At 50.0% G+C, this 20,944-nt stretch carries 18 protein-coding genes; 14 read left to right on the top strand and 4 right to left on the bottom strand.

Annotated elements, in window-relative coordinates; all coding sequences use genetic code 11:
- The first annotated feature begins 37 nt into the window (after positions 1 to 37).
- Positions 38 to 532: a hypothetical protein gene (locus J2X05_RS01710; protein ID WP_310067838.1), complete on the top strand. Its 495-nt coding sequence runs from the start codon at positions 38 to 40 to the stop codon at positions 530 to 532.
- Between the two features lie 14 nt (positions 533 to 546).
- On the opposite strand, the gene J2X05_RS01705 is transcribed toward J2X05_RS01710, so the two are convergent.
- Positions 547 to 1,380, bottom strand: a complete 834-nt coding sequence (locus J2X05_RS01705; protein WP_310067834.1) for an AraC family transcriptional regulator — start codon at positions 1,378 to 1,380, stop codon at positions 547 to 549.
- A gap of 124 nt (positions 1,381 to 1,504) precedes the next feature.
- On the opposite strand from J2X05_RS01705, the gene J2X05_RS01700 reads away from it, so the two are divergent.
- The 6 genes from J2X05_RS01700 (at position 1,505) to J2X05_RS01675 (ending at position 6,440) form a co-directional block, all read left to right on the top strand.
- Positions 1,505 to 1,936, top strand: a complete 432-nt coding sequence (locus tag J2X05_RS01700; RefSeq protein WP_310067832.1) for an organic hydroperoxide resistance protein — start codon at positions 1,505 to 1,507, stop codon at positions 1,934 to 1,936.
- 58 nt (positions 1,937 to 1,994) lie between these two features.
- Positions 1,995 to 2,927, top strand: coding sequence for an alpha/beta fold hydrolase (locus tag J2X05_RS01695; protein ID WP_310067830.1), 933 nt, complete (start codon positions 1,995 to 1,997; stop codon positions 2,925 to 2,927).
- A 181-nt stretch (positions 2,928 to 3,108) separates the two neighbouring features.
- Entirely contained in the window at positions 3,109 to 4,569 is a 1,461-nt protein-coding gene (locus J2X05_RS01690; RefSeq protein ID WP_310067826.1) for an alkaline phosphatase D family protein, read from the top strand.
- Between the two features lie 34 nt (positions 4,570 to 4,603).
- Positions 4,604 to 5,374 (top strand): hypothetical protein, encoded by a 771-nt coding sequence (locus tag J2X05_RS01685; RefSeq protein ID WP_310067825.1) that lies wholly within the window; start codon positions 4,604 to 4,606, stop codon positions 5,372 to 5,374.
- Between the two features lie 12 nt (positions 5,375 to 5,386).
- The gene (locus J2X05_RS01680) at positions 5,387 to 5,878 is read left to right on the top strand and encodes a signal peptidase II (RefSeq protein ID WP_310067823.1); all 492 of its coding nucleotides are present in this window, start codon (positions 5,387 to 5,389) and stop codon (positions 5,876 to 5,878) included.
- A gap of 70 nt (positions 5,879 to 5,948) precedes the next feature.
- Positions 5,949 to 6,440 (top strand): GNAT family N-acetyltransferase, encoded by a 492-nt coding sequence (locus J2X05_RS01675; protein WP_310067820.1) that lies wholly within the window; start codon positions 5,949 to 5,951, stop codon positions 6,438 to 6,440.
- A 159-nt stretch (positions 6,441 to 6,599) separates the two neighbouring features.
- On the opposite strand, the gene J2X05_RS01670 is transcribed toward J2X05_RS01675, so the two are convergent.
- From J2X05_RS01670 to J2X05_RS01660, 3 genes are all read right to left on the bottom strand, one after another.
- Positions 6,600 to 8,024: a response regulator gene (locus J2X05_RS01670; protein ID WP_310067817.1), complete on the bottom strand. Its 1,425-nt coding sequence runs from the start codon at positions 8,022 to 8,024 to the stop codon at positions 6,600 to 6,602.
- 117 nt (positions 8,025 to 8,141) lie between these two features.
- Positions 8,142 to 9,860 carry a bifunctional protein-serine/threonine kinase/phosphatase gene (locus J2X05_RS01665; protein WP_310067813.1) on the bottom strand — a complete coding sequence of 573 codons (1,719 nt, stop codon included), beginning with the start codon at positions 9,858 to 9,860 and terminating at the stop codon, positions 8,142 to 8,144.
- A gap of 96 nt (positions 9,861 to 9,956) precedes the next feature.
- The gene (locus J2X05_RS01660; RefSeq protein WP_310067811.1) at positions 9,957 to 11,435 is read right to left on the bottom strand and encodes an MFS transporter; all 1,479 of its coding nucleotides are present in this window, start codon (positions 11,433 to 11,435) and stop codon (positions 9,957 to 9,959) included.
- A gap of 566 nt (positions 11,436 to 12,001) precedes the next feature.
- On the opposite strand from J2X05_RS01660, the gene J2X05_RS01655 reads away from it, so the two are divergent.
- The 7 genes from J2X05_RS01655 to J2X05_RS01625 all read left to right on the top strand — a co-directional run bounded on the left by J2X05_RS01655 (position 12,002) and on the right by J2X05_RS01625 (position 20,907).
- Entirely contained in the window at positions 12,002 to 13,468 is a 1,467-nt protein-coding gene (locus J2X05_RS01655) for an MFS transporter (RefSeq protein WP_310067807.1), read from the top strand.
- Positions 13,468 to 15,195 (top strand): bifunctional protein-serine/threonine kinase/phosphatase, encoded by a 1,728-nt coding sequence (locus J2X05_RS01650; protein WP_310067804.1) that lies wholly within the window; start codon positions 13,468 to 13,470, stop codon positions 15,193 to 15,195. Before J2X05_RS01655 ends, J2X05_RS01650 begins: the two co-directional genes overlap by 1 nt.
- Before the next feature lie 98 nt (positions 15,196 to 15,293).
- Positions 15,294 to 15,797, top strand: a complete 504-nt coding sequence (locus tag J2X05_RS01645) for a hypothetical protein (protein ID WP_310067802.1) — start codon at positions 15,294 to 15,296, stop codon at positions 15,795 to 15,797.
- A 3-nt stretch (positions 15,798 to 15,800) separates the two neighbouring features.
- Entirely contained in the window at positions 15,801 to 16,145 is a 345-nt protein-coding gene (locus J2X05_RS01640) for a hypothetical protein (protein ID WP_310067800.1), read from the top strand.
- Positions 16,146 to 16,302: 157 nt separating this feature from the next.
- Complete coding sequence (locus tag J2X05_RS01635) at positions 16,303 to 18,540, top strand: TonB-dependent receptor (protein ID WP_310067797.1); 2,238 nt, start codon at positions 16,303 to 16,305, stop codon at positions 18,538 to 18,540.
- A 97-nt stretch (positions 18,541 to 18,637) separates the two neighbouring features.
- Positions 18,638 to 19,807 carry an alkaline phosphatase family protein gene (locus J2X05_RS01630; RefSeq protein ID WP_310067794.1) on the top strand — a complete coding sequence of 390 codons (1,170 nt, stop codon included), beginning with the start codon at positions 18,638 to 18,640 and terminating at the stop codon, positions 19,805 to 19,807.
- Positions 19,804 to 20,907: an alkaline phosphatase D family protein gene (locus tag J2X05_RS01625; protein WP_310067791.1), complete on the top strand. Its 1,104-nt coding sequence runs from the start codon at positions 19,804 to 19,806 to the stop codon at positions 20,905 to 20,907. The genes J2X05_RS01630 and J2X05_RS01625 overlap by 4 nt, the downstream gene beginning before the upstream one ends.
- Positions 20,908 to 20,944: the final 37 nt, after the last annotated feature.

Below are 20,944 nucleotides of genomic sequence, written 5' to 3'. Positions count from 1 at the left end.
CTACCTAAATATTCTTAGCCCACTTGGATATAACGTGATGATGGACACACATAAGAAAAAGTACAGCAAATGGAAAAATCTTTGTCCACCTGAAACAAGGTATCTATGCGAAAAAATTGAGCAAGAAATAGTGCCATTCTTCCTTGGTATTGGATTTCAGTGGATATCTGTCTCGTATCATGATCCCGAATGGGTTGTTTCAGGTAGTGAAATTGATCTTGAACGAATAAACGAAGATTCTGTAGATACCTTATCAATTGCTTTTGAAAAATATAGGTCCCCAAGATTCCAGATTTGCTTAATTAAGAGGAAAAAAATTCAGGGAAATGAATTTTTAAGGTCTGCATCTTTGGTAAAGAAAAGTTCAGAGTATTATCGAATGTGGGGTAAACCATGGTTTTGGCCTACCAAGTATTGGCCAAATTCATTAACAGATAAAACTATTCAAACTGTTAAGGCTGGACTAGAACCCTTGGTTGAATATATAGATAAAGAAAAACGTTCAGAATATATAAGTAAGCAGGTGGATTAGAAGGTAGTCTGGCCTTATTTCCCCGCCTGACTTTCCTTCAACCACTGCATCGGCGATACCCCGCATTGTGATTTAAACGCGCGCGAAAGCGCTGCTTCGCTGCTGTATCCGGCTTCTTCTGCAATTAGTCGCAGTGGTTGGCCTTTCTTCAACCATTTCTGCACCAGGCCAATGCGCCAGCGCTGTAAATAATTCGCGGGAGTATCGCCCACGGCATCGCGGAACTGATTGGAGAAAACACTGCGCGACATACCCGCGATTTTCGCCAGCCGTTCAACCGACCAATCTTCTTGCGGTTTTTCATGCATCGCCACTATCGCGCGCCGCAATTGCGTGTGCGCGAGGCCAGCTAACAATCCCAACTGCGGGTTATCGCTTTCCATCAGCCCGCGCAATAACTGAACCAATATCACTTCAAATAAACGGTCGAGCACTGTTTGTCTTCCGCAATAGTTTGCCTCTGCTTCTGCAAAGAGAAGCGAGAGCAGGGCGACACTGTGGGGCATTTGCGCGAGCGGAATGCAGATGCACGGGGGCAGCGCATTGAGCAGCGGGTTGGCCGATCCGCCTTCAAACAAAATATTTGCGCAAACAAAGTCGGCGCCATGTTCGCTGTCGGTCACAAAACTGTGGGGTGTCGGGCGCGGATAAAACAGCAGGCTCGGTTCCTCAAGCTCATGGGCTTTGGTATTCCCATGCCACACCTCCGCCTTTCCCTTCCTTAATAGATGCAGTTGCCCATAGGGTTTGCTGCCGTCCAGCGTATTAATGCCGCACAGCGGTCCGGTTTGGAAGGTTTGGGCGCTTATCGCGAAGTGCCCCAGAAGTGCTGCCAGACGATCAACCATAAAAATACGATATGTTAAGAATTGAAGATGAATTGTATCAATTCGTGTCGACTTGTCCAGCACAATGCTCCTCGTCAACAGCAACAAACAAACCTCAACAAACACCCAAACAGGAATGCAGATTATGAAACCTTCACAAATTCTCTATACCGCAAACGTAGTTTCAACCGGTGGCCGCGAAGGCCGTTCAGAGTCCAATGACGGCGCCTTGTCAGTACAACTTTCCACACCCAAAGCGCTCGGCGGTGCCGGCGGTTCAGGTACCAACCCCGAGCAGCTGTTCGCCGCCGGTTACTCAGCCTGCTTTTTAGGTGCTCTCAAATTTGTCGCCGGCCAGGCGCGGGTACAAATACCGGCCAGCGCACAAATCGCAGCAGAAGTAGGCATAGGTCCAATCCCAACCGGTTTTGCACTGCGCGTTAAATTGGAAATTTCTCTGCCTGGTTTGCCATTGGTGCAAGCACAAGAGTTGGTTGAAAAAGCGCATCAGGTTTGCCCTTACTCGAATGCAACACGCGGCAATATCGATGTCGAGTTAGTGGTTATCGAAAACTAAATTCATTCACACTTTCTTATTGAACCTTGAAACTTTTTAATTAATTTGGAGATTAATCATGAAAAAATTTATGCACATCCTCAGCGCCTTTGTAATTACCACCGCAACTTCTTTTGTAAGTCTGCACGCGCAGGCAGCGGAAAAAATTTCTCACACTGCCAGCACGGTTACCACCCAAGACGGCGTACAGATTTATTACAAAGATTGGGGTCCTAAAAATGGCCAAGTGGTGATGTTCAGCCACGGCTGGCCGCTGAGTTCCGATAGTTGGGAATCACAAATGCAATTTTTGGCAGAGAAAGGTTATCGCGTAATTGCGCATGATCGTCGCGGTCATGGCCGTTCCAGCCAACCATGGGATGGTAACGACATGGATCATTACGCCGATGATTTGGCCGATGTGATTAGCGCGCTCAAGGTAGGTGATGTAACTCTGGTAGGTTTCTCCACCGGCGGTGGTGAAGTAGCTCGCTATATCGGTCGCCACGGAACTAAACAGGTTAAAAAAGCTGTGCTGGTTAGCGCCGTACCGCCAATCATGTTGAAGACAGAAAGCAATCCGAACGGATTACCCCTGTCAGTATTTGACGGCTTGCGCAAAGCCTCCAACGACAATCGCTCACAATTATATTTGGATATCGCCTCTGGCCCGTTCTTCGGTTACAACCGCCCCGGTGCAAAACCTTCAGCAGGTGCAATCCAATCTTTCTGGAGACAAGGCATGCTGGCCGGTGCAAAAAATACCTACGATTCAATCGCAGCATTTTCTGCAACAGATTTCAGGGGTGACCTGGCTAAATTTGATGTGCCGACGTTAGTCATCCACGGCGACGACGATCAAATCGTACCGATTGAAACCTCTGGTAAAGCGTCTGCGGCGTTGATTAAAGGTGCAAAATTGTTGGTGTATCCCGGCGCTCCACACGGTTTGGCTGATACACACAAAGAGCGGTTGAATCAGGATTTGTTGAATTTTTTACAGCAAAAGTAATACGCTCTGAATTGCAGAAACAAAAAGAGAACTGGAGTTTTGCTTCAGTTCTCTTTTCTATTTGTAGCGTGGCTCGGTCCGTAAAGCCTGGTTTGTATCCGTTAAGATTTAAAGTCTAACTATTCAGCTGTGCGGCTCAGGTATATAGTTGGCGCTCACCACTATTCAAGGGAGAATCCAGGTGCAGCTTTTTGCGTACAATCAAATTGGTCGGCCAGATGAGTTGTTGATTTGGGTGGGGATTTTGGGAGTTGCTACACCGCCAGCGGTCGCGTTTGAAATCCATGGCCAAGCTATTGCCCCCAGTGCCCAACCCGCTGTGTTTGAGCCGCTGGGTGACGAGGTGCGCGATAGTTATGATCGGCCACTGAATCACCGTGCAATTTTTGCCTTTTCCTGGCCTGCTACCAGTGAGCGTTTCACCGTTAGGGTGAGTGCAGGTGACCAGTGCGTAACGCTGACCAGCAAGCGCCTTCCGGGAGTATTGCCAGCAAAAAATGCTGACAGTTTTAATTTGCTGTTGTCCTCCTGTTATTACCAGCCGAATGATAAGTCGCAGGCATTGACTGACATTATCAAAGCAATTAAGCCTGCACCGGATTTCACTCTGCTCGCCGGCGATCAGGTGTATCTCGATCTGCCTTCGCTGCAAAATTTACCTGAAGATAAAACCCGCCTTGCGCAAACACTCGGAAAAAAATATCAGCTCAATTGGTTTTCCAATCCACTCAAACAACCAGGGCTTGCCGATGTGTTGAGCCATGGCCCGGTGCTCTGCGTTCCGGACGACCATGAATATTGGAATAACTTTCCTTATAAGCAAGTGCAGTTAACGAATACTCACTGGGAAAAAGACCGCAACAACTGGCGCGAGTTAGCGACGCGTTTATACGAACGCTATCAGATGTCGCCCGCGCAAAGTGCCGGATTTTTCCGGCAGGATATTGAGCCGCTCAGTATGCTGTTCCTTGATGGCCGTACCTACCGCGACGACGATGGCACGCATATGTTCAATGCGCAAACGCGCACAGCCATCGCTGACTGGAAAAATGATTTATTGGCGCGCAAAAAAAATCAGCAAGCCGCTGTGGGGTTGTTGAGTTCCGGGCAGGCGCTGTTGATTGAAAAGCCGGGGCAATGGGACAGGCGTGTCGCCGATATGGAAATGATTAACTACAAGGATTTTGCGTTGCTTAAGACTGCACTCACAGAATTATTTGCGGCAGAAATTCCGGTGCTGTTTATTACGGGCGATGTGCACTGGGGACGCATAGTTGAGGGAAAAAACCAGCGCGGCAATATTCTATTTTACGAAGTGATTGCCTCACCATCGCGTTTAATCGACACCATTGGCAGTGACCAAATCAATAGCGTTAAAGATAAACTCCGCGATCTATTTGGTGATCCAAAAGCATTTCCCAAACATCCTGCGGCACCCAAGGACCTGAAGGAAATAGCCTTGGCTAATCTCACCTTGGATATCAAGCATCGGCAGCAAGGCGATCACGTTGCATTGCTGCGCTTTCATGCAATTCCTGGCGGGTTGGAGTTTAGTGTGGATTATGTGTGTACCGATCCCAATGAAAAAAAACGACGTGAACATTCATCGAGTCACGGCCCCTATAAATTAGTAAGTCTTTAAACATTAACAATTTCAACTATCTGTTGAGGAAAGGATGATGATCAAACAAACACTTTCGGCCCAATCGTTTATCCAAAGCGATATTTACAAAATGGAGCGTATCAAGCGCGAAGCCAATCTTGATTGGTTAAAGCGTGCCTACGAGAGTTTTGCTTTGGATAATATTACCGGTTGGAGTTTTATCGTGTTGGCGGGAGGTAAGGATGTTGCGTCATTCCGCATCCGCGTAGCCCAATCCCATTTGCGTGGCGATATGCTGCCGTCATATTGGTCGGAATGTGCGTTATTTAAAATTCAGGATGGTGACTTTTCCAGCGCTGCATTTTTTAATCTACCCTTATTCCAACCCGCTACCGCGACCTATGCTCCTACACGCAATGGTTTGATCGAGCTGCCGTTTAATAAATTGCCCACACAAAAAGATTATCCTAACTTGGCACTGCTCGCGATTCCCGTACCTCAAGAGCAAATCCTGCAATCGCTTGCGGAATATCAAAAATCGCGTGTGAGTTACGATGCTGTTGAAAATATTTTACCTTGGCTCGCGTTTGTGTGGGGCGCAGGCAATGCCACTAATCCACTGATGCAACAAATTGGCTTCCCCTCAGCGATGGTGCTGAACCAAATTTTTAGCGCAAATGGTTTTGATTTAGCTCCCGGTGTGAATGCCAACTTATCTGCACCAGAAACTTTTTGGAGCGGTGTAAAACACTGGCAGGATTATTACAGCAAAACCCAGGTAAATGGCTTGCAACCCAAGATGCGGTATGTGGTTGATCATATGTATGACATTGATGAGAGTTGAGGTTCGACCTAAATGAAAATTAAGACGTTGCTAATTCTATTGATTTTCTTCCCTCTCGTTGGGTGTGATCGTTACACGAAAGATCAAGCTGTAAGCCTGCTTAAAGGCCAGGAACCATTATCATTTTTAAATGGTTTCTTTAGTCTCACTTATCACGAAAACACCGGGGGTATGCTGAGTCTTGGGGCAGAGCTATCCGACGAGGTGCGGGTTATTCTATTCACGTTTCTGGTCGGATTGGTGTTAGTGGGTGGCTTGATCTACATGCTAGTTAAGCCCATGGATAAATATAGTTTTACGGTAGGCTTACTTATACTTGCGGGTGGCTTTGGGAATTTATATGACCGAGCTGTCAATGATGGCCGTGTAGTGGATTTCATGTTGTTGCAAATGGGGCCTCTTAAAACGGGTGTATTCAATGTCGCTGATATTGCAATTATGGCCGGTTTATTTGGGTTTTTATTTGTTTCCAGTAAGTGGGGGCAACGACTAAGAAGTTCATGAGTTTGACTAACTTGACTGCGGGCTTATGTGTAAGGCTACCGCAATTATTTATTTGGCAGTGAGAGCGTAGATGTTAGAACTGAGAAAATTTGAACAGAAAGATGAGGCGCTTTTGGTCTCATATCTAAATGACGAAACTCAAACACATTTCCTCTCCGCAAGACTGCCTCAGCCATATACCAATGAGGCCGCACAATGGTGGGTAAATACGGGCAGTAAAATTGGCGTTGTCTACGCCATAATTCACAATGGCATATTTGTCGGTTCAATTAGCGCTATTCCAGGTGAATTTGAAAAGCAAAAAACTGCCGAAATAGGCTATTGGGTGGCCAAGCCCTATTGGGGCAAAGGTATTGCTTCAGAGGCTTTGCAAAAATTCACTGATTTTCTCTTTCAGAATACCGATTTTATTCGGTTAAACGCTTCAGTTTTTGAAGGGAATTTAGCCTCTGCTAACGTTTTGCAGAAGTGTGGTTATAAATTAGAAGCGGTGTTGGAAAAAGCCATTTATAAGAATGGTATGGTTTTTAATGAGATGCTTTACAGTAAAATCTGTCCATAATTCTAGTAAAAAACTGCGAAAGAATTTAACAGCCGTTCATTTACAGTTACCATCAAAATGCGGATGGGCGACATCACTTCCGATAATCCTGATTAACCGCCAATAAAAAAGCGAGCCTAAAAATCAGGCTCGCTTAATAATATCTTTATCTATCGTCTGTTACTGCTCTTCATCCGCCACTAACACCAATTCCAAGCGATTATTATTTTGCGCCAGTGCATTCCAATCGCCTGCATTTATAATCGGTATGCGCTCTGGATAAGGATCATTGCCGGGTGCGGCGGTAATGGCAATTTGGATGGTTGAATTTACATCGCGGGTTAAGTTGCCCAGAATCATCGACACTTCGCGTGTGTAGTCATCCATCAGGCGTGCGATGGTGTAAATCTCGCTGGAGAGCATGCAATCGCCGAGGGTTTTATTCGGCGGTGCTAATTGTGCCATGCCCATGTTGTCTACCATTACGCAAAAATCCCCGACATAAATATTCACCGTGGCTGTGCCTTTAAAACCGTTGCTGGCGAGGCGATGTAATAATTCGTGCAAGCGCAAGAGTGGTTTGGGGTCGATGGTGTTTTGATGGAATGCCAGTGTGCCGCTTTGGTTGAATGTCCACGCAAGATCGGCGAGCAAATTGTTGTCGGGGGCGAGCAGGGGTTTTGGTTGCGCGATCCCGGCGTTGACCAGCGCCGGGCTAACCAGCTCTGGCTCTTTGTTGGCTTGTGCAGTGACTTCTTGTAGTTGTTTGCTAAGTGCTTCTTGCTGGGTTTTATTGTCATGGAGTTGATTGTTGATCAACAGCAAAAAGTAGGCGATGACGGCGAGTGAAATAACCGATAAAAAAATCGCGAACATCGTCCAACCGGAATTTCCCGTTTTTATTTCAGCAACAGGTGCCTGTGCAGTGGGTGCAGGGATGGCGGGTTGCTGCTGTTGCAATATATCGCCCAGTTCTTGCCGCAAATTCTGCCTCAGCCCTTGCAGTTCACGCACAACGCGCGAGGTGATAAACCGGCGGTTGTCTTCCAAGCTGTGTTCCATATGGCTTAAACGCAAATCCAGGTTGCGCGCTTGTTCCAGAGATGACGTGCGGCGATCCAGTGGCGGCGTATTGGTCTCATTCACACTGTCAGCGCTGGCGGTAACTTGGTTGGCGGCGGCGATTAATTCCGCGCTTTCAACGATATCGCTCTCATCGATTTTCGCATTGGGATAAATATGGATGGCTTCCATCACCTTGGATAAATCGGTGGCATTGATACGGTCTTTGCTCACCACATCCAGCGCACCCAATGCGCGCGCTTGCCCGGTGTACACATCGCCACTTTTGGAGGTGTACATAATCACCGGGATCATCGCGGTATCGGGATTGGATTTAATAATTTGCAGCGCGCGGAAGCCGTCGATGCCCGGCATCAGGTGATCCATAAAAATCACTGCAGGTGCATGGCGGGCGAGGTAGCGCAGCGCGGCTTCACCGGAATCGACGATATCGATATCGAGCGGGTAGCGGCGCAGCATCTTTTTGAGCCGGTATTGGGCGGTAGTGGAGTCATCCACAATCAGGGCGCGTTTGATGGTCATGACAGTAAAGTCCCTGTGCGAGCAATGATCGTTATTGAGTGTGTGTTATTTGCACAGAGACTAACAGAAAATTAATGCGCCAGGGGCTATGCAAATCACAACCCGGAGTTCGTAAGGTTAATGGCGCCAAAAAAATGCGATGGCTGCCGCAATCCATCCGGTCGCAGCGAGGACTTTCCAGACTTTGTCGGGGTAGCGCTCCAGCAGCGGTTGTGCACGTGGCGTGAGCCATTCCGGGTTGGGGCGTTTTAAATCCTGTAGCCATTCCGAGAGCGCTTCATAGCGGCTGTTGGGGTAAATGCTCAGGGCTTTTTCCAGCGCTTTGTCGAGCCAGTAGGGCACCAGTGGATTGTATTTCATGGCGGAGATGTATTGCAGCCGTTGGAAACTTTTTAAATCCATGGCTTTGCTGTAGTTACTGCCAAACGGCAGTTTGCCGGTAAGCATTTCATAGAGCAGCACCGCGAGCGAGAATTGGTCGGAGGCGGCGCTGACTTTGCCGTTGTAACGGTATTCCGGGGCGGAATAATCGAGTGTTCCGAGCACCCGGTCGCGTACAAAGGGTGCACCAATTTCCTGCACGCCTGCGACCCAGCAGGAACCGAAATCGACAATCATCGGGCCTTTGGCGCTGATCACAATATTGTCCGGTTTTAAATCCTGGTGCAGGGTTTCCTTGCGATGGAACGCGCGTATGCCACGGATCAATCCTTCGGTTAATTCCACTGCATCCAGAATCGACAAAATGCCGCGCTCTTTTAATAATTGGGTGAGCGTGGGGCCGGGAATATATTCGGTGAGGTAATACAAACAGGAGCGCGATTCAGCGGCGGGAATCACGCGCACAACACCGGCGCTTTGGATGCGCGCGCCTATCCAGGATTCCATTACAAAGCGTTCGATGTAGGCTTTATCGTCTTGATAAAGTTCCGACGGGGTTTTCATCACCAGCAAATTATTTTTTTCGTCTTCGACTAAATACACCTGGCTGCGGGTTGATTCGTGCAGTATTTTTTTGATGCGCAAACCATCCAGGCTTTGGCCGGGTGATAACACGGGAGGAAAAGGCAGGCGCGATAAGACTTGCACCGCATCGTCCTGCGCAGCAGTGCCGAGGCTTTCAATACGTAACGCTTGAATACTGAGGTTGTCCTCGCTGTTATATTGCAGCGCGACTGGTATAGCTTGGTTGACAATTTCTTCGAGGTTGTCGCGGTGCTGAAGAATAAAGGCTTTAAATTCCTGCGCTGGGATGTGCTCGTGAATCCCATCGCTGGATAAAATAAAAATATCGCCGCGCTGCAATTCCAGGCTGTGCATATCCACTTCCAGATAGGGATCTGCGCCCATAGCGCGGCTTAAATGGGTGGTGTGTTTATCAATGCGCTGGGTGTGGTCGCGGGTGAGCAATTCGAGATTATTATCGCGCAGGCGATAGACGCGGGTGTCACCCACATGAAAAATAAATCCGGTGTCGCCTTTTAAAATCAGCGCAGAAAAAGTGGTGAGATAACCTTCACCGTAAATAGAATTTTGGCTGCGCCCCCACAAGCTGGAATTCAAACTCTGGATCACACGCATGGCCGATTGCTGCGTGCGCCAGGTGTCGGGTGTTGCGAAATAATCGCTGAGGAAACCGGCAATTGCCGTTTGGCTCGCTTCACGAGCGGCTTTACTGCTGCTGACACCATCGGCAATCGCAATCGCTATTCCTTTCGTGGTGAGCAAATTGCCTTCGGGAATGCGTGCGCCAACCGTATCCTGATTTTCCGGTTTGCGCCCCGCTTCACTTTTTTGCGCGAAGCTAATGTGCAGTGTTGATTGCAGGTGTTCCATAGGATTTTCTGTTGTTATAAAAAGAAATTGCCGACAGCATAACTGTCGGCAATTGATTTGTCGTCATACCTGCGCGCGCAGGTATCCAGCTCCGTTTTAACTCACTTCAATCTTATGCAATGAACCGTCTTCATTCACTTCAACTACATGGCCTTTAGGCTCTTTTAGGAACTGCACAAATACCAGGCCGATTGCGGCAGCGGCAGCGAGCATCCAGAAGAACATTTGAATATCGATAAAGGTATTCATGGTCAGGAAGAACAGCGCGCCCACATTGCCATAGGCACCGGCAAGGCCGGCAATTTGGCCAGTCATACGGCGTTTAATTAACGGCACTACCGCAAACACTGCACCGCAACCGGCTTGCACAAACAGCGAACAAATAAATACCGCGCTGAAGGCAAGGTATAGCGGCCAGCTGGCGTTAATTTGCGATAACAGCATATAACCGCAGGCAACACCGGCGAGAATAATACTCATGCTAAAACGGCGACCAAATTTATCACTCACCCAGCCACCGCCAGGGCGCGCCACCAAATTCATAAACGCAAATGAACCGCCGAGCATCGCGGCTTGGGTCACGCTTAATCCGGTGAAGGTCGTCATAAAGAAGGCGGGCAATACGGACACCACCGCAATTTCAGAACCGAAGGTGGCGAGATAGGCCCAGCTTAAAATCGCCACTTGTTTAAATTCGTATTTATCGTGCTCGGCCACACTGCCTTTTTGCAGCATGTCTTTATTCACGCGATAAATTTGTGAAAATTGAAACGCGAACAGAACCAGCAACACAACGTAGAGAGCATAGGTCGTGGTTGCACTTAATAACCCCAGATTGGATGGCGACATTTTCCACGCGAGTACCGCGAGGATTAAATACATAGGCACGTTCATCATTACGTAGAAAATAAAATCTTTTCTATTGCTCACTTCCAAACCGCCGGATTTTTTCGGTTTGAAATAGGTAGAACCCTTTGGTGTGTTGCGCACGGTGAGATAGAAAGCCACACCATAAACCATCGCGATAATTGCGGCGGTGCCCATCGCATAGCGCCAGCCGTCATCGCCGCCGAATACATGGATCGCTAAGAAGGGCAGGGTAAAACCTGCTGCCGCTGCACCAAAGTTACCCCAGCCGCCGTAAATCCCTTCCGCCAAACCGACTTGACGCGCAGGGAACCATTCACTGACTAAACGAATGCCGATCACAAAACCGGCGCCCACAAAACCGAGCAAGAAGCGGAAGAGTGCAAGCTGCTCAAACGTTTGTGCACAGGCAAATGCAATCAGTATGGCGCCGGAAAAAATTAACAAGCTGGAGTAAATGGCGCGCGGGCCAAATTTATCTACCAGGCTGCCGACCACAATGCGGGCAGGAATGGTCAGTGCTACGTTGAGGGTTAAGAGTGCGGCCCACTGCTGGGGCGTCATCACAATCGAGGCGGTGATCAGCGGTTTGAGCGAGGGCAAACTAAACCACATGACAAAGGTGAGAAAAAATGCGAACCAGGTGAAGTGCAGGGTAGCAACGGATTTATTGGAAAAGTCCAACAGGTTTAAACGATGAGTGCTCATGGCGGTTATCCGGTAAAAATTATTTGAATCAACACGGTGAATATCAAATAGGGTTTTGCAATGGCTATGCCAAACCATAAATGGTGCGCTTAAAAAGCGAAATTGGGTGGTGTGGATGCATTTGGGTGCATATTTAGGTATTTGATGTGCTCCAAATAAACGCCAAAAATTCTCTTATTGAGTCTGATTGGTGCATTTGGTAATAAAAATACGGGTGTGCGCTTTTTTGGGTGTTGCTGGTGGGCGGTAAGAAAGGGAATAGAGAAAAAGTGCAAGCTGATGGCGCAGCCACCAATCCATAGCAACCCGTTTTACCCTATAAATACAGGGGTTTAGCGGCTGGCAGTCGATTTAATGGTCTAAAAGTGTGCATAAGAATGGCTGTGTTTTGCGCCAAAATGGGATAAATAGCGAGTGCACAGTGCTCGCTAATTGTGCTTTTTAGTGTGTTTTAGTGGACTGTTTTAGTCTGGTGCAGATTTTTCCTGCCGATTTAGCGCGATGATTTATAAAATGGCGTAATTATTGCTGAAAGCGCCTCATAGATTAGCCTTGAGGTGTTGGTGATGAGTAAAAATAGTGCACAACTGGATTTGTTGTCGTTTACCGGTAAGACAAAGATCCTGCACATGACCTGGATGGCCTTTTTTATTACTTTCCTTGTGTGGTTCAACCATGCGCCTTTGTTGCTCGCGATCCAGGCCAGTTTTGGTTTGAGTGAGCAGCAGATTAAAACCCTGTTGATCCTTAATGTGGCCCTGACGATTCCCGCGCGGATTGTAGTCGGCATGCTGGTGGATTCATTTGGGCCGCGCAATGTCTATTCCGTCTTATTAGTTATCACCGGCTTCCTCTGTTTGTTTTTTTCGCTCGCCACCAGTTTTGAGATGCTCGCCCTTGCGCGCTTCCTGCTCGGCTTTGTCGGCGCCGGTTTTGTGATTGGTATCCGCATGATCAGTGAATGGTTTCCCGCGCGCCAAATGGGATTGGCTGAAGGTGTGTATAAAGGACTGGGCAATATCGGCTCAGCAGCTGCGGCAATAAGTTTGCCTACGCTGGCTTTAGTAGTGGGTGGCGATGATGGCTGGCGCTACGCGACCGGGCTGACCGGTGCAATCGCGTTTGTGTATGCCTTTATTTACTATTTTTCAGTAACTGATACACCTGCTGGTTCAACGTATTTCAAACCGAATAAATCCGGCGGTCTTGAAGTGACCAGCAAAAAAGATTTTGTGTTGTATCTATTGGTCAATATTCCCATGTATGGCGCACTGGCGCTGCTGGCCTGGAAAGTCAGTTCGCTCGGGCTCATTTCTATTACCACGCTCTACATTATTTATGCGGTGCTGGTGGCTATTTTTGTATTGCAGTGCCGCAAAATTTATAGCCTCAATGTGCAAATATTTTCCAAGCCGGTCGATAAGCTCCAGCAATATAAATTTAAACAAGTGGCGATCTTGAGTATCGCCTACGCGGTCACCTTTGGTTCCGAATTGGCAGTGGTTTCCATGTTGCCGATGTTTTTCCAAAATACCTTTGCAGTCCCTGTTGCCTTGGCCGGTGTGTTCGGTGCCTGTTTTGCGGCGGTGGACATCGGCTCGTGCCCATCCGGCGGTTGGATCAGCGATAAATTTGGCCGCAAAAAATCCTTGGTGATTTTATTGATCGGCGCGGCAATAGGATTTTTTGTGTTATCAACCATTACCAGCGATTGGCCTATTGCACTCGCCGTAGCGGCGATGATGTGTAGCTCATTCTTTTTAGGTTCTGCTGCCGGTTGTGTGTTTGCCGTAGTGCCCTTAATCCGCCGCAGTCTCACCGGACAAATCGCCGGTATTGTCGGTGCTTACGGCAATATAGGTGCAGTGGTGTTGCTCACCGTATTTTCGTTTGTCAGCACGCCGGTATTTTTCCTCACCATCGCCGGTTGTATCGCGCTTGCGGCTATGGCAGCCATGTGGTTGGAAGAACCTAAAAGCAGTATGTTTGAAGTGCTGCCCGATGGCAGTGTGCAAATGGTAGAAATGCACTGATGAACGCATGGCATCTCAACAGTAACCTTGCTTTCACCGTCGGCCAATTTTCATCGGCGGGAATTAAAGCGCAAAACGAAGACGCGCTGGGCATCCGTATTCCTGAGGGCATGTTGCTGGATACCAAAGGTGCCGCTGCGATTATTGCCGATGGCGTGAGTGCGGCCGAGGCAGGTAAAGAAGCGAGTGAAACCTGCGTGCGCAATTTCCTCGCTGACTATTTTTCCACGCCCGATACCTGGACGGTAAAAAAATCCACGACGCAAGTATTGATCGCGCTCAACCGCTGGTTGTATTCGCGCGGGCAACATTTGCGCGAGGCGCAAAAAGGTTTTGTCAGTACGCTGAGTTGTATTATTTTTAAATCCCACAGCGCGCATATTTTTCATGTGGGCGATTCACGTATTTATCGCCTGCGTGCGGGAAAACTGGAGCAACTCACGCGCGACCATCGCACGATTATCAGTGCCGAGCAATCCTATCTGGTACGGGCGATGGGGTTGGATGTATCGCTCGATGTGGATTACAAAACTATCGATCTTGAAGAAAACGATATTTTTTTACTCAGCACTGATGGCTTGCACGATTTTATAAGCGATGAACAACTCTGCGCGCATTTGCAATCCGGTGGTGACAATTACGAATTGCTCAGCCAGCAATTGGTGGAGCTCGCGCTGGCGAGTAAGAGTGATGACAATATCAGTTGCCAGATTTTGCGCGTTGATGCACTGCCTGCGCAAAGTGTGGATGATGCTTGCCAAAAACTCAGCGCCTTACCTTTTCCTCCACATTTGAATGCCGGAATGGTAATTGACGGCTACCGCATCGAAAAAGAATTGCATGCAAGTAGCCGCAGTCAGGTGTATTTAGTGACTGACACTAACAGCGGCCAAACCCTGTGCATGAAAACACCCTCAATTAATTTTGCCGATGATCCGGCTTATATTGAGCGTTTTATTCTAGAGAGCTGGGTGGGCAGCCGTATCCATAGCGCCCATGTGGTGAAAGTCATTGCGCCCAATAAAGCGAAAAGTTGCCTGTATTATTTGATGGAATATATCGATGGCCAGACCTTGTCGCAATGGATCAAGCAACATCCTGTTCCACCGGTGCAGGATGTTATTTATATGGTGGAACAAATTTGCAAAGGCTTGCGTGCGTTCCATCGCCGCGAAACCCTGCATCAGGATTTGCGCCCCGCCAATATCATGGTGGATCGCCACGGCGAAATAAAAATTATCGATTTTGGCTCCTGCCTGGTTAAAGGTATTGCTGAAATCAGTTCGCCTATTGCGCGCGAACGCATTTTAGGTACGGCAGAATACTCCGCGCCGGAAACCATTTTGCATGGCAAGAGCCATGAAAAATCCGATTTGTTTTCGCTTGCGATTATCGTATTCGAAATGCTCACTGGCGCTGCGCCCTTTGACGGCAAACTCGGTAACTGCCGCACTGAGCGCGCCTATCTCAACACCCGTTACACCTCCAGTTATGAATTAAATCCCCTGGTACCTTTCTGGATTGACGGCGCTATCCGCAAAGGGCTGCGCTATGACCCGGAGCGTCGCCACGGCGACATTTCGGAGTTTTTGCATGAACTCCAGCATCCCAATCCAAAATATAAACAGCAGTACCGTGCACTTTTGTTAGAAAAAAATCCGGTGCGCTTCTGGCAATATTTGTCGGGTAGTTTGTTTGTGGCGTTTTGTGTGGCGCTGTATTTTTAATCCGGTTGCGAATACTTCCCCCCGCAATTCTATTTGCGCTCGCGGTTATTCTTGGTTATAAGGTTGCTTCCCCCTGAGCCGTTCCAAGGAGATGCGCTATGAAGCGCTTGGCCACTATTATTTTACCGCTCGCGCTAATGCTGCTGTTGTCAGCCTGCGTTGCCCGCCTTGCTCCAAATTACGATAAAGCCATCGCCGATGGTCTGGTAACCGCCAGCCAACAAATCATGACTCACTTTGCTTCGACTTCAGCGGGTACTGCGGCCAGCAGTTTTGCGCAGCGCGATGCCACCTACAGCAGTATTATCGGCAACCTCGATGCGCTCGCCTTGCAAGCCAAATCGCGCCCGACACCAAAAAGCAGTGTCGGCGATAAAGTGAATGAATATCTCGCCAAGCGCGGTATCACTATCACAGATACCGGTGAAGTGCCGAGCGCAGCGGCGTTGGAACAAATTTCCATTACGCTCACTAAAATGCGCGATGTGGATAAAAAACAGGGCGTCACTGCATTTGAAGTGGCTGCCTTTAAAGGGCAGGTGGTGATTTATCTGGACCAAGCTCTGACCTATGAAAATTTTTTAGAGCGTGAGGGGAATTAAGCCATGACTACACCCATTGATATTTCGAGTTTGATGGAGCAAATGAAATCGGCGGCGTCGCATGTGGCCAAAAAAGACATCTCAGTCTTGAAAGGTTTTTCTGATCGCCAAATAAAAGCCATAGCGCAACAGGCGGCGCTGGTCGCGGCGGGCATTGCGAGTGGGCAGATAACCACAGAGACGCAGGAATTTTTTCTCGATAGTTTAAAAACCATGGCGCAAAGTTTTGCTAACACCTTGCAAGGCTTGGCCAAGGTGACGATTGAAAAAGTCTGGAATGCAATGGTGGGTGTGCTCTGGGGAGCCATAGGTACGGCTACCGGCATAGATATACCTGCAATTGCATGATGACCAGCAATTAAAAAATCCCGCGATATTTATTGCTGTCATTAATAAAAACGTCATTTTTTTCACACAAAAGTTTAAGAAAACCGCAGTCTGCCAGTCATATTTGGCATCTAGAGTTGCCTTCCAATAAATCACACACACTGATTGGGGAAGGCTTATGAACAAGACTCTACTGGCTCTGTTAATCGCAGCGGCATCGGGCGCGGTCAACGCGCAGACCACTGCGATAAATACATCAGCGGCTGGCGCCGCCGCTCAAGTTGAAGAAACCATGGTATTCGGACGCGGTGAAACCCGCCAGGTACATGTGTTGGGTGCGGCTGAATTAGCCGAATATCCCGCAGGAACCAGCCCGCTCAAAGCCGTTGAAAAGTTGCCCGGTGTGAACTTCCAGTCCGCTGATCCTTATGGGGCCTACGAGTGGTCTACCCGCATTGTGGTGCGCGGTTTTGGCCAAAACCAATTGGGCTTTACCCTCGACGATGTGCCGCTGGGCGATATGTCTTACGGCAATCACAACGGCCTGCACATTAGCCGCGCGATCATCTCTGAAAACATCGGCGCTGTAGCGCTGTCGCAAGGTGCTGGTTCTTTGGCTGCTGCGTCAACCAGCAATCTGGGCGGCACCCTGGAATTTACCTCGCTCGATCCAGCCACCGAATTTGCTGCCCATGTGGATGGCAGTGTGGGTAGCGATTCTGCCCAGCGCGCGTTTGTGCGTGTTGATTCAGGTGAGTTCGGCGGTGCAGGCACTCGTCTGTTCCTGAGCTACGTTGATCAAACCACCGACAAATGGAAAGGCGATGGCGAGCAGCAGCAAGAAGCGCTCAATTTCAAAATCGTGCAGTCAATCGGCGAAGCGAAGCTGACCGGCTTCTACAGCTATTCAGATCGCGTCGAAAATGATTATCAGGATATGTCGCTGGAGATGATCGACCGTCTCGGGCGCGACTGGGACAACTATGGCGCTGACTATGCCCGCGCTGTCGCCGCTGCTCAGGGGAATTTTACCGGCAAGGTGAACAGTTTGGATGACGCCTACTGGGATGCCGCCGGCCTGCGTGAAGACAACGTGGGTTACATCGCCCTCGATCTGCCGCTCGGCAGCGTCACCGACTGGAAAACCACCATTTACCAACACACCAATGAAGGTCAGGGCCTGTGGGGTACACCTTACGTTCCGACACCTAATGGTGCGCCTTTGTCGATACGCACTACCGAGTACGATATCGACCGCACCGGCGTTGTATCGGGCCTGACCTTTGATTTGGGTGACCACAGCGTGAATGCTGGCCTGTGGATCGAAACCAATGATTTTAATCAGGCGCGCCGTTTCTACGGCGAAACCGGATTGGTTAAACCGACCCGTTCATTCACCGAATTCCAACGCAATCCGCTGCTGACCCAATGGGAATACGAATTCACGACTGACACCCTGCAACTGCATATTCAGGACTCCTGGCAAGCGACCGACGCCCTGCGTATCGAGCTGGGTGTGAAATCCATGGAGGTGGAAGTGGATGCGGGCACAGTGGTGGGCGATAACAAAACCGGCAGTATCGAGACCAGCGAAAACTTCCTGCCGCAACTGGGCTTTGTGTATGACCTGACTGACAAGCAGGAGATCTACAGCACCCTGGGGAAAAACGCCCGCGCGCTGATCGGCTCTGCCACCGGCACCTCGCCTTTCTCGGCTACCCAAGCAGGCTTTGAGGAAATCCGCGACAGCATTCAACCCGAAACCGCTACCTCGCTCGAATTGGGCTGGCGTTTCCGTGGCGACAGTTTTGAAGGCGTGATGACCGCCTATTACGTGGAATTTGATGATCGCCTGCTCGCCATCCAACAGGGTTCGGCGATTATCGGCAGCTTCAATGCGTTGGCCAACGTGGGGGCGGTTGAGGCGATTGGTCTTGAAGCCGGCCTTAACTGGCAGATCAACGACAACTGGTACTGGTACAACTCAGCCAGCCTGAATGACTCCACCTACTCCGACGACTATTTCACCGAAGGCAATACCCGCGTGGCACTCTCCGGTAAAACCGTTGTGGATTCACCGGAGCTGATGTTCAACTCCGAGCTGGGTCTGGAAATGGGCGGCGCTTTCGCCAAGTTGCATTTCAAACACACCGGCGAACGCTATTACACCTACACCAATGACGGCTCGGTAGATGCTTACAATCTGCTGAACCTGAGCCTTGGCTATCGCTTTGAAGACTTGGGCGCACTCAAACAACTGACCGCGCAGTTGGATATCACCAACCTCACGGATGAAGATTACATCTCTACCGTTGGCAGCGGTGGCTTCTCCAATACCGATCCAAATGGCACTGCCCAGACCTTGTTGCCGGGCGCACCGCAGCAAGCATTTTTCTCGTTAAAAGCGATGTTCTGATCGATCAATTTCTCGTGACCTTTAATCCGTCTTTTGGGATTGGGCGCTTCTTGCGAAGCGCCTTTTTTTCGTCGATACCTCTGTGGAGAAACGCAACATGACGATACTGACTCCTGTTCGTTGCATCGGGATTTGTATATTGAGCCTGCTGGCATCGGTAGCGCTCGCTGAACGCCCCGCACAACACTTGATTTTGGTGACGGTCGATGGCCTGCGTTGGCAGGAAGTCTTTCGCGGTATGGATGAGCGCTTGCTCAACGATAGCCGCTACACCGAACACCCCGACTCCCTGCGCACCGCATTCAGCGCCGCCGATCCGCAACAGGCGCGCGCGAAACTGCTGCCGTTTATCTGGAGTGAAATGGCGACCAAGGGTGTGTTGCTGGGCAACCGCGACCAATCCAGCCGTATGCAAGTAACCAACGACTGGCATTTTTCCTATCCGGGTTACAGCGAGATCCTCACCGGACGCGCCGATCCCGCCATTGATACCAATGATCCTGTGCCCAACCCGAATGTGACCTTTCCCGAGTGGATCAACCAGCAGCCGCAATGGCGCGGTAAGGTGCAGGCGTTTGGCTCATGGGATGTATTTCCCGCCATTCTCAATAGCAAACGCGCCGGGTTTCCGGTCAATGCCGGGTTTTCCCCGGCGCTGGGCAAGGTAAGCGCGCGCGAAGCGTTTATCAACGAGCTGCAGCGCCAAACCCCCAGCCCCTGGCAAAGTGTGCGTTTGGATGTGTTTACCCACCAGTATGCGCTGGCGGCATTGGCCGAAGACAAGCCGCGCCTGATCTACATCGCCTACGGCGAGACCGATGACTTCGCCCACGACGGCGAATTTGACCAGTACATTCAGGCCGCGCACCGCTTTGATGGCTTTGTGCGCGAGCTATGGAATCGTGTGCAGAGTGATCGCCGCTACCGCGATAAAACTTTGCTGTTGATCACCACCGACCACGGGCGCGGGGAGTTGCCGCTGGAAGGCTGGAAGCATCACGGCAGTAAAAAGGCGGTCGCGCGTAACGCCTCAGCACCGGAGATGGCGCCTTTCCAGGAGGGGATTCCAGGCGCCGATCAGGTGTGGTTTGCGGCCATGGGGCCGGGCGTTAAAGCAGCGGGCGAACTGCAGGGCGAGTGGTACTCCAACCAAATCGCAGCAACCGCATTGCAGCTGCTGGGGTTTGATCCGGCAGCCTATAGCGCTGCCGCCGGTAAGCCGATGGTTGAGATCCTTAATTTATCCAAGACAAAGGTATCGCCATGAAATCCCGCTTAATTTCCCCGATCTTGCTTTGGCTCGCGGCGGTGTTTTTGCCTGCTCTCGCCATCGCCGATAGCGGCAAGCCCCTTCCCAATAAACCGGATCTGGGCAAGGGCATCACTCGCATAGCCTTCGGTTCCTGTGTACATCAGGATCACGAGCAGCCCATTTGGAAGGCGATCAATATCGAGCGCCCGGATTTGTTTGTGTTTTTGGGCGATAACATCTACGGCGACACCCAGGATATGGCCGAGCTAGCTCGCAAATACCAGACGCTGGGCGCAAACCCCGGTTTCCAAGCCCTGCGCCAGCAAAGCCATGTGATAGCCACATGGGATGATCACGACTACGGCGCCGATGATGTCGGTGCCGAATTCCCGCAGAAAGAAGCCTCGCGCCAGATCATGCTCGATTTTTGGGGCGAACCTGCGGATTCCGCCCGTCGCACCCGCACCGATGGCATCTATACCGCCCATACCTATGGCGAACCGGGGCAGCGGGTGCAGCTGATTTTGCTCGACTTGCGCTGGAATCGCAGCCCGCTTAAAGGGGTATCCAAGGCCGAATACCTGCTCAAAAAAGCCCCCAAAAAGATGGGTCCCTACGAGCCGCTCACCGACACTTCCGCCCAACTGTTAGGCGAAGCGCAATGGCAGTGGTTGGAGGCGCAACTGCAGCAGCCAGCAGATTTGCGCGTCATTGCCAGCAGTGTGCAATTACTGCCGGAGTTCACCGGCTGGGAAAGCTGGGCGAATTTTCCCCATGAGCGTACCCGTCTGTTTGGCTTGATCGACAAGCTCAAAGTGGATGGCCTATTCATTATTTCGGGCGATACCCACTGGTCGGAATTCAGCAGGGTAGATGGCGCTGTCAGCTATCCGCTGTGGGAGGCAACGTCATCGGGACTGACCGAAGAATGGAAAGCCATCAGCCCCAACCAGCATCGCTTGGGGGTGGCCGAGCACCGCAATAATTACGGCTTGATTGAAATCGACTGGACTGCTGACCAGCCCAGCATGACGGTATCGATCAAAGGGCAGACCGGTCAGGTCTATATGCAAAATACCCTGCGCTTGCGCGATCTGCGCCACCGGCAACCCTAATCTTCAGCGACTATCAAACGTTTATTCCGCGACCTGT

The organism is Cellvibrio fibrivorans (genome assembly GCF_031457055.1).
In the GTDB taxonomy this organism is placed as follows: Bacteria; Pseudomonadota; Gammaproteobacteria; order Pseudomonadales; family Cellvibrionaceae; genus Cellvibrio; species Cellvibrio fibrivorans.
Note: the sequence above shows the minus strand (reverse complement) of the source record. Positions and strands in the feature narration are given on the sequence as shown.

Coding starts and splice junctions, on each gene's coding strand:
- J2X05_RS01710 (WP_310067838.1), top strand. CDS start 38: ATGATGGACACACATAAGAAAAAGTACAGCAAATGGAAAAATCTTTGT.
- J2X05_RS01705 (WP_310067834.1), bottom strand. CDS start 1,380: ATGGTTGATCGTCTGGCAGCACTTCTGGGGCACTTCGCGATAAGCGCC.
- J2X05_RS01700 (WP_310067832.1), top strand. CDS start 1,505: ATGAAACCTTCACAAATTCTCTATACCGCAAACGTAGTTTCAACCGGT.
- J2X05_RS01695 (WP_310067830.1), top strand. CDS start 1,995: ATGAAAAAATTTATGCACATCCTCAGCGCCTTTGTAATTACCACCGCA.
- J2X05_RS01685 (WP_310067825.1), top strand. CDS start 4,604: ATGATGATCAAACAAACACTTTCGGCCCAATCGTTTATCCAAAGCGAT.
- J2X05_RS01680 (WP_310067823.1), top strand. CDS start 5,387: ATGAAAATTAAGACGTTGCTAATTCTATTGATTTTCTTCCCTCTCGTT.
- J2X05_RS01675 (WP_310067820.1), top strand. CDS start 5,949: ATGTTAGAACTGAGAAAATTTGAACAGAAAGATGAGGCGCTTTTGGTC.
- J2X05_RS01670 (WP_310067817.1), bottom strand. CDS start 8,024: ATGACCATCAAACGCGCCCTGATTGTGGATGACTCCACTACCGCCCAA.
- J2X05_RS01665 (WP_310067813.1), bottom strand. CDS start 9,860: ATGGAACACCTGCAATCAACACTGCACATTAGCTTCGCGCAAAAAAGT.
- J2X05_RS01660 (WP_310067811.1), bottom strand. CDS start 11,435: ATGAGCACTCATCGTTTAAACCTGTTGGACTTTTCCAATAAATCCGTT.
- J2X05_RS01655 (WP_310067807.1), top strand. CDS start 12,002: ATGAGTAAAAATAGTGCACAACTGGATTTGTTGTCGTTTACCGGTAAG.
- J2X05_RS01650 (WP_310067804.1), top strand. CDS start 13,468: ATGAACGCATGGCATCTCAACAGTAACCTTGCTTTCACCGTCGGCCAA.
- J2X05_RS01645 (WP_310067802.1), top strand. CDS start 15,294: ATGAAGCGCTTGGCCACTATTATTTTACCGCTCGCGCTAATGCTGCTG.
- J2X05_RS01640 (WP_310067800.1), top strand. CDS start 15,801: ATGACTACACCCATTGATATTTCGAGTTTGATGGAGCAAATGAAATCG.
- J2X05_RS01635 (WP_310067797.1), top strand. CDS start 16,303: ATGAACAAGACTCTACTGGCTCTGTTAATCGCAGCGGCATCGGGCGCG.
- J2X05_RS01630 (WP_310067794.1), top strand. CDS start 18,638: ATGACGATACTGACTCCTGTTCGTTGCATCGGGATTTGTATATTGAGC.
- J2X05_RS01625 (WP_310067791.1), top strand. CDS start 19,804: ATGAAATCCCGCTTAATTTCCCCGATCTTGCTTTGGCTCGCGGCGGTG.